The organism is Nocardioides sp. NPDC057772 (assembly GCF_042798075.1).
Lineage (GTDB): Bacteria > Actinomycetota > Actinomycetes > Propionibacteriales > Nocardioidaceae > Nocardioides.
This window is the reverse complement of the sequence record NZ_JBHVKN010000152.1, coordinates 1-12,353: the sequence shown is the minus strand read 5'-3', so window position 1 is coordinate 12,353 and position 12,353 is coordinate 1. Positions and strand designations below refer to the sequence as shown.

The window sequence follows — 12,353 nt, the reverse complement described above, 5'->3', positions numbered from 1 at the left end:
CCCTGGCGGGTGACGGGCCACAGTTCAGAACCAGATCAGGCCTTGGCCTCGTCCTCGGTGGTCTCCGCAGCGGGAGCCTCCTCGGCAGCAGCCTCGGTGGTCTCGTCGGCAGCGGTCTCCTCGACCGGGGCCTCCTCGACCTTCTCCTCGACCTTCTCCTCGACGGGAGCGGCAGCCGGAGCCGCGGCGGCCGGAGCAGCCTTGGTCTTCGGCTCGTAGGCCTCGTTGACGAGCTCGATCACAGCCATCGGAGCGTTGTCGCCCTTGCGGGGACCGATCTTGGTGATCCGGGTGTAGCCACCCGGACGCTCCGCGAACTGCTCGGCGATCTCGGTGAAGAGCGTGTGCACGACGGACTTGTCGCGGATGGTCTTGAGGACCTCGCGACGGTTGTGCAGGTCACCCTTCTTGGCCTTGGTGATCAGCTTCTCCGCGACGGGGCGGAGGTGCCGGGCCTTGGCCTCGGTGGTGGTGATGCGGCCGTTCTCGAACAGCGCCGTGGCGAGGTTCGAGATGATCAGCTTCTGGTGCGCGGGCGAACCGCCGAGGCGGGCACCCTTCTTCGGGGTAGGCATCGTGCCTGCTCCTTCTCTCCGGCCGTATCAGGTACCGGGGTAGACGCTCCGAGGAGCGGTTTGGTGGAAACTCAGTACTGCTCGTCCTCGACGAACGCGTCGTCGTCATCGTCACCGTAGGCGGCGAGGGCGGCGGACGGGTCGAAGCCCGGAGCGCTGTCCTTGAGGGACAGGCCCATCTCGTGCAGCTTCAGCTTGACCTCGTCGATGGACTTGGCGCCGAAGTTGCGGATGTCGAGCAGGTCCTGCTCCGAGCGGGAGATGAGCTCACCCACGGTGTGGATGCCCTCGCGCTTGAGGCAGTTGTAGGAACGAACGGTCAGCTGCAGGTCCTCGACCGGGAGGGCGAGGTCGGCGGCGAGCTGCTCGTCGACCGGCGACGGGCCGATGTCGATGCCCTCGGCGTCGACGTTGAGCTCGCGGGCCAGACCGAAGAGCTCGACCAGGGTCTTACCGGCCGAGGCGATCGCGTCACGGGGAGCGATCGACGGCTTGGTCTCGACGTCGATGACGAGCTTGTCGAAGTCCGTGCGCTGCTCGACACGGGTGGCCTCGACCTTGTAGCTGACCTTGAGGACCGGCGAGTAGATCGAGTCGACCGGGATGCGGCCGATCTCGTTCTCGGCACCCTTGTTCTGGACCGCGGAGACGTAGCCACGACCGCGCTCGACGACGAGCTCGAGCTCGATCTTGCCCTTGTCGGACAGCGTCGCGATCTTCAGGTCGGGGTTGTGCACCTCGACACCGGCCGGGGGCGCGATGTCGGCGGCGGTGACGTCACCGGCACCGGACTTGCGCAGGTACATGGTCACGGGCTCATCGTGCTCGGAGGAGACGACCAGACCCTTGAGGTTGAGGATGATCTCGGTGACATCCTCCTTGACGCCCTCGATGGTCGAGAACTCGTGGAGAACGCCGTCGATCTTGATCGAGGTGACCGACGCACCGGGGATCGAGGAGAGCAGGGTGCGGCGAAGAGAGTTGCCCAGCGTGTAACCGAAGCCCGGCTCGAGGGGCTCGATCACGAAGCGGGAGCGGAACTCCTCGACGGACTCTTCCGACAGGGTGGGGCGCTGTGCGATAAGCACTGATTTGTCCTTTCCGGGCCGACCGCTATTTGACGGACCCGAACTTCAAGGGGTGATGACGGAAGGCTGTGGGGGCGGCAAGGCCCCGGCGTACGACTTCTGTGAAGTTTGAACGCCGGGGACCCGCCGTGGTTACTGCGTGGGGCTGATCAGAGCTTCGAGTAGTACTCGACGATCAGCTGCTCCTGGACCGGGACGTCGATCTGAGCCCGGACGGGGAGCTGGTGAACCAGGATGCGCATCCGGCTCGGGACAGCCTCGAGCCAAGCCGGAACGACGCGCTCGCCGTGGGTCTCGCGAGCCACGATGAACGGGGTCATCTCCAGCGACTTCTCGCGAACGTCGATGACGTCGTGAGCCGAGACCTGGAACGAAGGCACGTTGACCTTCTTGCCGTTGACCAGGAAGTGGCCGTGGACGACCAGCTGGCGGGCCTGGCGGCGGGTGCGGGCGAAGCCGGCACGGTAGACGACGTTGTCCAGGCGGCCCTCGAGCAGCTGGAGCAGGTTGTCACCGGTCTTGCCGTCGCGACGGTGGGCCTCGGCGTAGTAGGAAGCGAACTGCTTCTCCATCACGCCGTAGGTGAAGCGAGCCTTCTGCTTCTCACGAAGCTGGAGGAGGTACTCGCTCTCCTTGATGCGGCCGCGGCCGTGCTGACCCGGCGGGTAGGGGCGCTTCTCGAACGCTGCGTCGTTGCCGACAAGGTCGACACCGAGACGGCGCGACTTGCGGGTCATGGGTCCGGTGTAACGGGCCATTACTCTTCAGTCTCCTTCTATGTCTCGGTGGGGATCAAACGCGGCGGCGCTTGGGCGGACGGCAACCGTTGTGCGGGGCCGGCGTGACGTCCTGGATGGTGCCGACCTCGAGGCCGATCGCACCCAGGGAACGGATCGCGGTCTCGCGGCCCGAGCCCGGGCCCTTGACGAAGACGTCGATCTTCTTCATGCCGTGGTCCATCGCGCGGCGGCCAGCGGCCTCGGCGGCCATCTGGGCGGCGAACGGGGTGGACTTACGCGAGCCCTTGAAACCGACGGTGCCGGCCGAGGCCCACGAGATCACCGCACCGGTCGGGTCGGTGATCGTGACGATCGTGTTGTTGAACGTGCTCTTGATGTGGGCCTCGCCCTGAGCGACGTTCTTCTTCTCCTTGCGACGGATCTTCGTCGCACCCTGTCGGGTCTTCGGAGGCATGCATTAACTCCTGTGTTGGCTGGTCTGTGAGATCGAGGCGAAAGCCGGATCAACGCGCAGAGCGCGTCGGATCACTTGGCCTTCTTCTTGCCGGCGACGGTGCGCTTCGGGCCCTTGCGGGTGCGCGCGTTGGTCTTGGTGCGCTGACCGCGGACCGGAAGGCCCTGGCGGTGACGGCGACCCTGGTAGCTGCCGATCTCGATCTTGCGGCGGATGTCAGCCTGGACCTCACGACGGAGGTCACCCTCGGTCTGGATGCCCTGGGCCTCGATCTCGTCGCGGAGCTTGACCAGCTCGTCCTCGGCCAGAGCGTGCACCCGGGTGTTCGGGTTGACGCCGGTGGCCTCGAGGAGCTTCTGCGAGGTGGTACGGCCGATGCCGTAGATGTAGGTGAGCGCGATCTCCACACGCTTGTCGCGCGGAAGGTCAACACCTTGGAGGCGTGCCATTGTGTTCCTTACGTTTCATCAGAGGTGTCGGTCGGGTCGCGTCCCGGGGTGGCACCCTCGGGCTCCGGCCTCTGCTCCGGAGGTGACTTCGGACTGACGTCCTAGCGACTCGATGCGAATATTCAGTTGTCCCTGCGAGCTGGGCTCAGCCCTGGCGCTGCTTGTGGCGCGGGTTCTCGCAGATCACCATGACGCGGCCGTGGCGACGGATCACCTTGCACTTGTCACAGATCTTCTTCACGCTCGGGTTGACCTTCATGTCAGCCCTTTCTTGTCTAGACCGGCTTACTTGTACCGGTAGACGATCCGACCGCGCGTCAGGTCGTAGGGGGACAGCTCGACCACCACGCGGTCCTCAGGAAGGATCCGGATGTAGTGCTGTCGCATCTTGCCGCTGATGTGGGCGAGAACCTTGTGTCCGTTGCTCAGCTCCACACGGAACATGGCGTTGGGGAGAGCCTCCACGACGGTGCCCTCGATCTCGATCACGCCTTCTTTCTTCGGCATGCCCTCTGCAATCTGTTGGTCGGTCATCTACCGTTCAAAACCGTGGGTCGGATGACCCGCGGGTGGTCCGGGAACCTCTCCGAGACTCGGAGTGGACCTCGTGAAGCCATCTGCATGTCTCACCCGCGAGCGCGCAGAAGCGCGCTGACCGGGCAGCCGCGAGGCACGACGAGACAGACCCACGTTGGACCGACTACCAAGCCTAGACCCCTAGAACAGCAATGCCCTAATCGTCAAGCCCTGGTGGCCGCGTCCGCCTCGGCGACCTCGGCGACGTACGCCAGTGCCACCTCGGGGTCGCCCAGGAACGGGCCGAGGTCCTCAGGGTGCGGGAACAGCCGGGTGAACCGGTCCGCGACGGGCTGGTACTGGGTGGCCGCGCCGAGCACCTGCTGCACATGGTCGGGCAGTGGGTTGAGCAGCGCGTCGGTCAGGCCGGTCGAGTGCTGGGCACGCGTCTGCCAGAAGGTCTCGAAGGTCGACTGCATCCACTCCGGGTCGAACGGCTGCTCGCCGCGGTCGAGGATCGCCTGGGTGTAGATCCCGGCACAGTGGGCGGCGTTGTTGGAGCCCTGCCCGGCGATCGGGTCGTTGACCACGACCACGTCGCCCATGCCGAAGACGTAGGTGCCGTCGGCCACCTCGGCGTACGGCTTGCGGACCATGCCGGTGAACGCACCCGAGAGCGAGGCGCGGGCGTCGGTCGGCTCGCAGTCACGCATCAGCTCGCCCTCCCACGGCATGTGCTCGAGCATCAGGTGCTGCAGCCGGCGCAGGTGCTCGTCGGGCCGCGGACGGTCCCAGAAACAGTCGAACGGACCCTCCGGGATCGCCTCGACGAACGCGACCCGGCTCGGCCCGGACTGCGTCAGCGCGCTGATCACGAACAGCTCGCCGACGCCGGGGGCGACGTTGATCCGCATGCTCCCCGCCGGGAAGTCGTCAGGCTCGACCATGCCGTGGAGGTAGATGGCCGACAGCGCACGGCCGGGCTTGTCGTACTTCGACCTCACCGGGTCACGGTCGAACAGGTCGACGATCTCGCCCTTGCCCGCCGCGATGAGCGTCAGGTCGTACATCGGCGCCAGCCCGGCCAGGTCGGAGGTCATCACCGGGTGGTAGATGACCCGGCCGCCGCGGTCCTCGAACAGCTCCAGCCAGGCCGACATCTTCAAGCGCTGGTCGACGGACATCGCGTACGGCTCCCAGGGGCCGTCGAACTTCAGCGCCCGGACGCCGGGCTCCGGGCTGACCGAGATGCCGACCGCCGGGATGCGAGGTGCCTCGTCCTCCCACAGGTTCAGGTCGTAGGCACGCTCGTAGGCCAGTGCCGGGTCGAACATGACCTGGGTCGACATCGGCCAGCCGTCGCGCAGCTCGTCGGGCGTACGCGCCGACATGACCGTCACCTCATAGCCCTCGACCTGGAGGCTGAGGGCGAGCTGCATGCCCGCCTGTCCGGCGCCGACGATCAGGATCTTGCGCAAGGAAACTCCTTCGGAGTTGGCACGCCTCCGGGCTCAGGCGCGTGTGGGGGTGGTTTTCATCGTGTGCGTCAGGCAGGTGACCAGCGTCTTGGCCGTCGACCTGCGGTCGCGGGCGTCGACGGTCACCAGCGGGATCCGCTCGTCGAGGCAGAGCGCGTCGCGCACCTTCTCCAGGGAGTGGGTCAGCTTCCCGTCGAACAGGTTGACGGCCACGATGAACGGGACGTCGGAGTCGTTCTCGAAGTAGTTGACCGCCGGGAAGGACGCGTCGAGCTGACGGGTGTCGACGAGCACGACCGCGCCGCTGGCGCCACGGCACAGGTCGTCCCACATCGGCCAGAACCGGGGCTGTCCCGGGGTTCCGAACAGGTAGAGCAGCAGGTCGGGGGCGAGGGTGACCCGGCCGAAGTCCATCGCGACCGTGGTCGTGGTCTTGGCGCTGGAGTCCGAGAGCGGGTCGACCGACTCCCCGGCCTGCGTCATCCACGCCTCGGTGTTGACCGGCGGGATCTCGGAGACCGAGGCGACCAGGGTCGACTTCCCGACGCCGAATCCACCGGCGACCACGATCTTGGCCGAGGTGACGGTCAGCGCCGGACGGTCAGCCGAGCTCGGAAAGGCCATCGATAACTCTCTTCAACAAACGGTGGTCGAACGGGGAGTCATAGGCCCCGTCGCTGATCTGCAGGTGCTCCGTCGTGGCGAGGTCCTCGAGCAGGACTCGTGTCACGCCGAGCGAGATCCCGCAGTGCGCGGAAAGCTCCGCGACCGACTGCGGCCCGAGACGTACGCGGTCGTAGAGCCTGCGCGACTCCGGCGTCAGCTTGGCGGCCGCGCGCGCGTCGAAGTGCGTCGCGGAGACCAGCGTGTGCACGTAGAGCTGGTGCTTGGTCTGGGTGCGGCCGCCGGTCAGTACGTAAGGACGTACCCACGGGTTTCCGCTCACGTCGCTGCCTCCGTAGCGCAAGCGCCAGTGTAGGGACGCGGCGACGTGTTGATCCCTTGGTTCGCTCGCTGACGCTCGCTCACGCGCGCTCCCCCGCCATCGAGCTGACGGTCATCTGACGCAGCTCGTCGCGCATCTGCGGGGTGAGTACGTGGCCGACGGCATCGACCATCTGGGCCATCTTGTGGGCCACCACGCCCAGGTTGGCGCCGGCACCGACCAGGACGGCGAAGCCGGCGAGGTCGCCGATGCCCATGAAGAGGAAGTGGCCGGTGTGGAACTTCAGCATCACCTGGTCACAGCCCGGCTCTCCCACCTCGCGCGCGATGTTGTTGCCGAGGCTGATCACGCCGGCGGTCATCGCGGCCAGCGGGTCAGCGACGTTGGCAGACATGCCGCCGGCACCGATCAGCGGAAGCCCGTCGGAGGAGACGATGAGTGCGTGGGTCACGCCAGGGGTGGAGCTGGCGAAGTTGTCGATCAGCCAGCTGAATTCCTTGGGGTCGCGGGGGACGACCGGGCTTTCCATGACGAAAGGGTTCCTTTCACTGCTGGGTCTTAGCTACCAAGGGAGAACGCGTCGAGGTCGTCGGCGAAGGAGTGCCGGGCCGCCGACTGGTCCTCGGGTGAGGCCTCAGCGGTCTGCGGTCCAACGGCTGCTTCCGGCTCAGTCTGCTGGGGACGCAGGCTGACCGGCTCCCGGCGCGGGAGCGCGGCCGACTCTACTGGGCCGCTCTCCGCCACCGACGTCGAGGTCTCGTTCGTCTCATCAGTCCCACTCGTCTCGCCCGTCTCGCCGGGGATCGGGATCGACGTCTTCATGGTGTCGGTGGACAGATCCGGCGAGGGCTGCTGGCTGGGCGGCGGCGCGAACTGCGCCGCCGGCTGGCGGTGGGGCTGCTGCACAGGGAGTGATCCGGTCTGCGGGGAGGTCGGCTGCTGCATCGGCCTCCGGACGGGCTCGAGCGAGGACTGTCGAGTCTCCAGACGGGCCGGCTGTGCCGGTTGCGCCGGCTGAGCATGCGGTTGCGGCATGGCCTGGGGTCCGCGCCGCCGCGGGGCGGGCGGAAGGACTGCGACGCTGCTCGCGCTCGAGGTCCGCGGCGCCTCGGCCGGCTCGATCGGCGCGACCGGGAGCTCGCACAGGAGCTGGGCGGGCACGGTCACCATCGCGATCATCCCGTTGCCGGGAGCGGGACGGGTGGCGAGGCGTACGTCGATGTCGTACTTGCGAGCGATCCGGTGCACCACCGGGAAGCCGGTGTGGCTCCCGGACTTCGCGACCAGCTCCACGATCGGGCCGGCCAGCAGGGCGTTGAGGCGCCCGACCGACCGCTCCGGGATGCCGATGCCGGTGTCCTCGATGCGGAAGAGCACGTCGCCGGCGTCGGCGAGGTGGACGTTGATCGTCACCGTTCCCGGGGAGTACTTCGTCGCATTGTCCAGCAGCGCGGCGATCAGGCAGGAGACGTCGTCGGCGGCGTAGCCGATCACGGCGAGGTCGCTCACCCGGCCGATCGTCACCTGGTTGTAGCGCTCGATGCCCGACAGCGCCATCCGGATGATGTCCAGCAGCGAGGTGTCGACGCCACCCATCTCGTCCTCGGCACGGCCGGCGAGCGTACGCATGTCGCGGCTCGCCCGCCGCATGCGGGTGACCGCGTGGTCGACCTCGTAGAGCTTCTTCAACCGCTCGGGATCGTCCTCGTCGGCCTCCAGCCCGTCGAGCGACATGCGCATCTGCTCGGCGAGGCTGATCAGGTGGAGGCCGAACTGCTCCATGATCTCGGGCCAGGCCTCGTCCTCATCCTCCTGTTGGGGTGGAGGCGTGGACGAGATCGCCGGCACGGCGGGCGTCGAGACAGGTGTCATGGGCACCGGCGGAAATGGCGGTGCCTGACCGCTGGTCGGAGGGAATGAGCGAGCAAGACCCGGATCTGACTGCTCAGCGAGCGTCGCAGTCTGGGGCCCCCGGCGCTTCAACCAGCGCAGGCTCCAGCGTGTCATCAGGCGGCACTTTCAGATGTGGAGAACGAAACAGAGCGGTGATCAGACTGGCACAACCGGTGCGCGAGCGCAGAGTTACGCGCCCGGAAGCAGACAGTGTCCTAGGTCCCTCGTCCCGAGTGGCTCAGGCGCGCCGTCCCCTCGTGACGAGGTGGGCCGATCCTAGCGGCCGCTCAACTGAGGCCCCAACCAGGAAACAGTCGGCGCTTCGCGTCGCCATGGCGTGCACTGGGCGGCGTTGCCCCGGCTCGAAATGCCCCGGCACGCCTTCGCCGGGGCACCTTGCCCAGCACACACCCTGACGACGCGAAACATCCACCTGCCTCCTGGCTGGGCCCTCACCCCGCCAGCAGGCGCAGGGTCTCCTCACGGGCCGGCGCGGTGCGCGGGTCCGTGCCTTCGTACGCGGATCCGACCGGGTTCACCATGACCTCGTCCACGCCGTACTCCTCTGCCATCCCGGCCAGCCGCGCCTTGGCGTACGCGGCGGAGCCGATGATCCAGCGCCTGCGCATGGTGTCGACGAGCCCCTGGTGGGCCTCAGGGATCTCGGTCTTCTCGGCCTCGTCGATGCTGGGCTGCGCGGTCAGCGGCTGGCCGGTGCGCAGCTTCAGCATGGTCAGCAGCTGGGGCAGCGCCCGCCGGTCCGCCTCCTCGGCGGTCTCGGCCACGCTCGCGTTCACCGTCAGGAACGTCTTGGGCTCGCTGAGCAGCTCGGAGGGCTGGAACCTCGAGCGGTAGAGCTCGATCATCGCCTTGGTGTCGGTGCCGTTGCCCGCGAAGTGGTGGGCGAAGACGTAGGGCAGGCCCTTCTCGGCAGCGAGACGCGCTGAGTAGTCGGAGGAGCCGAGCAGCCAGAGCTCGGCGACCGAGATGGCCGACGGGGTCGCGTGCAGGACGTGCTGGCGACCGCCGGCCATCAGGCCGACGCCCTCCGGCGCCATCATCGCGACGATGTTGTCGAGGTATTCCGGGAAGCGGTTGACCGCGTCGTCGGTCACTCCCCCGGCCCCGTGGCGCAGCGCCCACGAGGTGACCGGGTCGGTCCCGGGCGCACGCCCGATACCGAGGTCGATCCGCCCGGGGAACGCGGCCTCGAGCAGTGAGAACTGCTCGGCCACCACCAGCGGCGCATGGTTGGGCAGCATCACTCCCCCGGACCCGACGCGGATCCGCTCGGTCGCGCCGGCCACCAGCGAGATCAGCACAGGCGGGTTGGTCGACCCGACCGCCGGCATGTTGTGGTGCTCGGCGAGCCAGTAGCGCTCGAAACCCAGCTCGTCGGCGACCTTCGCCAGCGACAACGTCGCGGCCAGGGCATCAGCGGAGGACTGGTCCTTGCGGACCGGGACGAGGTCGAGAACGCTCAGCTTCACGTGAGGTCTCAACCCCGCCCCAGGCGTCGCTTATTCCGGCGCCAGCAGTGCGCGAAGACCGTCGGCGACGGCCGAGCGCCACCAGGCGTAGTCGTGGCCGCCGTTGTGCTCGGCGGAGATGACGTCGATCCCGGCGGCACGGAGACGGTCGACGAGGTCGTGGTGGAGCTCGTCGAGCACCCACTCCTGAGTGCCGTGCGCAAGGTGCACCCGGGTCTTGGCCTCCGGCGTGACCGCGTCCGCGAGATCGTCGAGCCACAGCGACGCCGACTGGCTGGCGACACCGTGGATGTGCTCGGGGTAGGTCAGCCCGGCCCGCAGGGCGGTGACGCCGCCGAGGCTCTGGCCCACGACGTACGTCTCCGCGGAGACCGCCCGACGCTCGCGCACCCACGGCAGCAGCTGGTTGACGATGTAGTCGGCACCCTCACCGCCGGCGAGCTCCTCCCACCGCTTGTCGCGGCCGCCGGAGGCGGGCAGGACGCAACGTACGTGGCGGAGGTGGCCGTCGGCGATCAGGTTGTCGAGCGTGGTCGGCAGCGAGTGGTGGTCGGTCCAGATCTCGCCGTCCAGCGCGACCACGAGCGGCAGGTCGACGTTGAGCCCCGCGCCGGCGGGGTCGTAGAGCCAGACGTCACGGCCGTCTGGCCCCACCTCGAGCGTGACCGTGCCGGGGACGACGTCGTCGCGCCGGAACAGCCACGGCTGCAGCGGGGCATCGGGCAGCGAGACGACCGACTGCTTGATGCCCTGCCGGTTGTGGCACCAGTCGGGGTTGAGCGGGTCGAGGTAGCCGCGGTGCAGCACGGCCCGCAGCTCCACCTGCCCCTCACTCTCCCACGGGGCGAGCTCGCCGGGGTGCTTGCACAGGAAGGCGTACGAGGCCCGCCAGTCGCGCTTCATCAGGAACGAGGCGTGCCACAGGTCGGTGCCGGGCTTCCGCTCGAGCATCGTCTCGGCGAGATGACGCTCGTCGGTGAGCCGGTTGGCGAAGAGAAGCACCTCCTCGGCCTCGTCGTCGCGCCAGCAGAAGGTGACGATCACCTCGTCCTCCGCAGCGCCCGCGCCGGTCTCCTCGATGAGCGGGAGCGAGGTGGCGATCTCGTCCCAGAACATGTCGATGTCCTCAGGAGCGAGGCGGTCGATGATCGCGCTTCGCGTCCGTGCCGATGGATTGGGTCGCGCCGCCGTTGGGGGTCGCAACTGCGTACTCATCCGGTTCTTCCTCCCGAGTACGGGGCTCTCCCTGTCCCCGCGGGCTGACCAAGTTACTCACAGTCGAGGCGAGACGCGAGGTCCTGAGGTCCCTTTCTCTGTCAACTGATAGGTGATGTCGCATATCCGCTAGTCAAACCTGTGGACAGGGGGGATTCGTTCAGTTTCCTATCAGTTTTCGGTCCACATGTCGGCACAGATCGCGACTGCACCGAGGAATCCGGGGCCCTCCCACTGAGTGATTCGGACGTCCCCCACCCGGTCGGCCGGACCGTCGTCGGCGAGGACGTCGAGGCGCCGCGCAGCCGCCATGCTGCCGTGGCCGGCCTTCACCAGCGCCTCCTTGCGCACCCACAACCGCGTGAACGCGTACGCCGCGTCCGACTGCCCCGCCACCCAGGCCACCTCGCGGGCCGAGAGCGCCCGGTCGGGACCGCGCGAGATCCTCTCGACGTCGATGCCACACCGCCTGGTGGAGGCGACCGCGGCGACCTGGCCACGGGCGTGGCTCAGGCTCACTCGGACCGCTCGCCCACCGGCCACGGACGGCGCGCCGTGCTCGGCGCTGCCGCAACGGGCGCACCGCTGCTCGACCACGATCTCCTCGCGTGTCATGCCCAGCAGCTCCGCGGCGCACTCCCGGACGAGAACGTGGGCGGCGGCGTACGCCTGCTTGTCGGCCTCGGCCACCAGCCGCTCATGGCGGGCCCGCTCGGCCGCGGTGAGCAGTCCGAGGTCGGCGTCAACCTCGGTCACCGTCGCGAAGCGAACGATCTCGGTCATCGCTGCCCCGAACGACCCCGGTCGCTCAGTGACCACCCCAGGGCACACCGAGCTTGCCGAGCATCTCCTCGCCGCCGTCGAGCGCGGTGAGAACCCAGGCGCCGTTGGAGGTGAGGGCGAAGGTGTGCTCGAAGTGAGCCGCCCAGGATCCGTCGTCGGTCACGACGGTCCAGTCGTCGTCGAGTGTCGTCACCTCGGGGCCACCGAGGGTCAGCATCGGCTCGACGGCCAGCGCGATGCCGCGCTGCAGCTTCGGGCCCTTACCCGGCTTGCCGTAGTTGAACACCGACGGCTCCATGTGCATCTCGGTGCCGATGCCGTGGCCGCTGAAGTCCTCGAGGATGCCGTAGTCACCCTGGGAGTCGACGTAGGTCTCGATGGCGTGCGAGATGTCGGTGACCCGTCCACCGAGACGGGCGGCGGCGATGCCGCGCCACATCGACTCCTCGGTGACGCGCATCAGCTCGGAGACCTCCTCGGGCACCGAGCCCATGGCCACCGTGATCGCCGCGTCGCCGTGCCAGCCGTCGACGATGGCGCCGCAGTCGATCGAGATGATGTCGCCGTCCTTGAGCACCCGGGAACCCGGGATGCCGTGGACCACGACCTCGTCGACCGAGGCGCAGATCGAGCCCGGGAAGCCGTGGTAGCCCTTGAACGACGGGACGCCACCACGGGACCGGATCGAGTCCTCGGCGATGGCGTCGAGCTCGGATGTGGTGACTC

General features: G+C 68.1%; 16 protein-coding genes. All 16 read right to left on the bottom strand.

Features of this window, described 5'->3' with window-relative positions:
• Positions 1-35: 35 nt before the first annotated feature.
• Positions 36-575, bottom strand: coding sequence for a 50S ribosomal protein L17 (rplQ, locus tag ACFVJS_RS20655; RefSeq protein ID WP_378884222.1), 540 nt, complete (start codon positions 573-575; stop codon positions 36-38).
• Between the two features lie 71 nt (positions 576-646).
• Positions 647-1,663, bottom strand: coding sequence for a DNA-directed RNA polymerase subunit alpha (locus tag ACFVJS_RS20650; protein ID WP_008361061.1), 1,017 nt, complete (start codon positions 1,661-1,663; stop codon positions 647-649).
• 149 nt (positions 1,664-1,812) lie between these two features.
• Positions 1,813-2,421, bottom strand: a complete 609-nt coding sequence (gene rpsD / locus ACFVJS_RS20645; protein ID WP_008361060.1) for a 30S ribosomal protein S4 — start codon at positions 2,419-2,421, stop codon at positions 1,813-1,815.
• Positions 2,422-2,455: 34 nt separating this feature from the next.
• Complete coding sequence (rpsK, locus tag ACFVJS_RS20640; RefSeq protein WP_008361058.1) at positions 2,456-2,857, bottom strand: 30S ribosomal protein S11; 402 nt, start codon at positions 2,855-2,857, stop codon at positions 2,456-2,458.
• Positions 2,858-2,928: 71 nt separating this feature from the next.
• Complete coding sequence (rpsM, locus tag ACFVJS_RS20635; RefSeq protein ID WP_008361056.1) at positions 2,929-3,306, bottom strand: 30S ribosomal protein S13; 378 nt, start codon at positions 3,304-3,306, stop codon at positions 2,929-2,931.
• Between the two features lie 145 nt (positions 3,307-3,451).
• On the bottom strand, positions 3,452-3,565 hold the full coding sequence (rpmJ, locus tag ACFVJS_RS20630) for a 50S ribosomal protein L36 (RefSeq protein WP_008361054.1): 114 nt from the start codon (positions 3,563-3,565) through the stop codon (positions 3,452-3,454).
• A gap of 26 nt (positions 3,566-3,591) precedes the next feature.
• Complete coding sequence (gene infA, locus ACFVJS_RS20625; RefSeq protein ID WP_011757309.1) at positions 3,592-3,813, bottom strand: translation initiation factor IF-1; 222 nt, start codon at positions 3,811-3,813, stop codon at positions 3,592-3,594.
• 233 nt (positions 3,814-4,046) lie between these two features.
• Positions 4,047-5,300, bottom strand: a complete 1,254-nt coding sequence (locus tag ACFVJS_RS20620) for a styrene monooxygenase/indole monooxygenase family protein (RefSeq protein ID WP_378884217.1) — start codon at positions 5,298-5,300, stop codon at positions 4,047-4,049.
• 33 nt (positions 5,301-5,333) lie between these two features.
• Positions 5,334-5,867 carry an ATP/GTP-binding protein gene (locus ACFVJS_RS20615; RefSeq protein WP_378884226.1) on the bottom strand — a complete coding sequence of 178 codons (534 nt, stop codon included), beginning with the start codon at positions 5,865-5,867 and terminating at the stop codon, positions 5,334-5,336.
• Between the two features lie 34 nt (positions 5,868-5,901).
• On the bottom strand, positions 5,902-6,246 hold the full coding sequence (locus ACFVJS_RS20610; RefSeq protein ID WP_378884215.1) for a DUF742 domain-containing protein: 345 nt from the start codon (positions 6,244-6,246) through the stop codon (positions 5,902-5,904).
• 79 nt (positions 6,247-6,325) lie between these two features.
• Positions 6,326-6,775: a roadblock/LC7 domain-containing protein gene (locus ACFVJS_RS20605; RefSeq protein WP_091052410.1), complete on the bottom strand. Its 450-nt coding sequence runs from the start codon at positions 6,773-6,775 to the stop codon at positions 6,326-6,328.
• Between the two features lie 29 nt (positions 6,776-6,804).
• Complete coding sequence (locus ACFVJS_RS20600) at positions 6,805-8,118, bottom strand: sensor histidine kinase (protein WP_378884224.1); 1,314 nt, start codon at positions 8,116-8,118, stop codon at positions 6,805-6,807.
• A 473-nt stretch (positions 8,119-8,591) separates the two neighbouring features.
• Positions 8,592-9,629: an LLM class flavin-dependent oxidoreductase gene (locus ACFVJS_RS20595; RefSeq protein ID WP_378884212.1), complete on the bottom strand. Its 1,038-nt coding sequence runs from the start codon at positions 9,627-9,629 to the stop codon at positions 8,592-8,594.
• 30 nt (positions 9,630-9,659) lie between these two features.
• Positions 9,660-10,745 carry an enterochelin esterase domain-containing protein gene (locus tag ACFVJS_RS20590; protein WP_378884209.1) on the bottom strand — a complete coding sequence of 362 codons (1,086 nt, stop codon included), beginning with the start codon at positions 10,743-10,745 and terminating at the stop codon, positions 9,660-9,662.
• Positions 10,746-11,015: 270 nt separating this feature from the next.
• Positions 11,016-11,627, bottom strand: coding sequence for a 4'-phosphopantetheinyl transferase family protein (locus ACFVJS_RS20585; RefSeq protein WP_378884206.1), 612 nt, complete (start codon positions 11,625-11,627; stop codon positions 11,016-11,018).
• 25 nt (positions 11,628-11,652) lie between these two features.
• Positions 11,653-12,353 (bottom strand): type I methionyl aminopeptidase (gene map / locus ACFVJS_RS20580; RefSeq protein WP_378884203.1); only part of this gene is annotated, 701 nt, incomplete at its 5' end.

Coding starts and splice junctions, on each gene's coding strand:
- ACFVJS_RS20600 (WP_378884224.1), bottom strand. CDS start 8,118: ATGACACCTGTCTCGACGCCCGCCGTGCCGGCGATCTCGTCCACGCCT.
- ACFVJS_RS20605 (WP_091052410.1), bottom strand. CDS start 6,775: ATGGAAAGCCCGGTCGTCCCCCGCGACCCCAAGGAATTCAGCTGGCTG.
- rpsD (WP_008361060.1), bottom strand. CDS start 2,421: ATGGCCCGTTACACCGGACCCATGACCCGCAAGTCGCGCCGTCTCGGT.
- ACFVJS_RS20590 (WP_378884209.1), bottom strand. CDS start 10,745: ATGTTCTGGGACGAGATCGCCACCTCGCTCCCGCTCATCGAGGAGACC.
- rpsK (WP_008361058.1), bottom strand. CDS start 2,857: ATGCCTCCGAAGACCCGACAGGGTGCGACGAAGATCCGTCGCAAGGAG.
- rplQ (WP_378884222.1), bottom strand. CDS start 575: ATGCCTACCCCGAAGAAGGGTGCCCGCCTCGGCGGTTCGCCCGCGCAC.
- rpsM (WP_008361056.1), bottom strand. CDS start 3,306: ATGGCACGCCTCCAAGGTGTTGACCTTCCGCGCGACAAGCGTGTGGAG.
- rpmJ (WP_008361054.1), bottom strand. CDS start 3,565: ATGAAGGTCAACCCGAGCGTGAAGAAGATCTGTGACAAGTGCAAGGTG.
- ACFVJS_RS20585 (WP_378884206.1), bottom strand. CDS start 11,627: ATGACCGAGATCGTTCGCTTCGCGACGGTGACCGAGGTTGACGCCGAC.
- infA (WP_011757309.1), bottom strand. CDS start 3,813: ATGCCGAAGAAAGAAGGCGTGATCGAGATCGAGGGCACCGTCGTGGAG.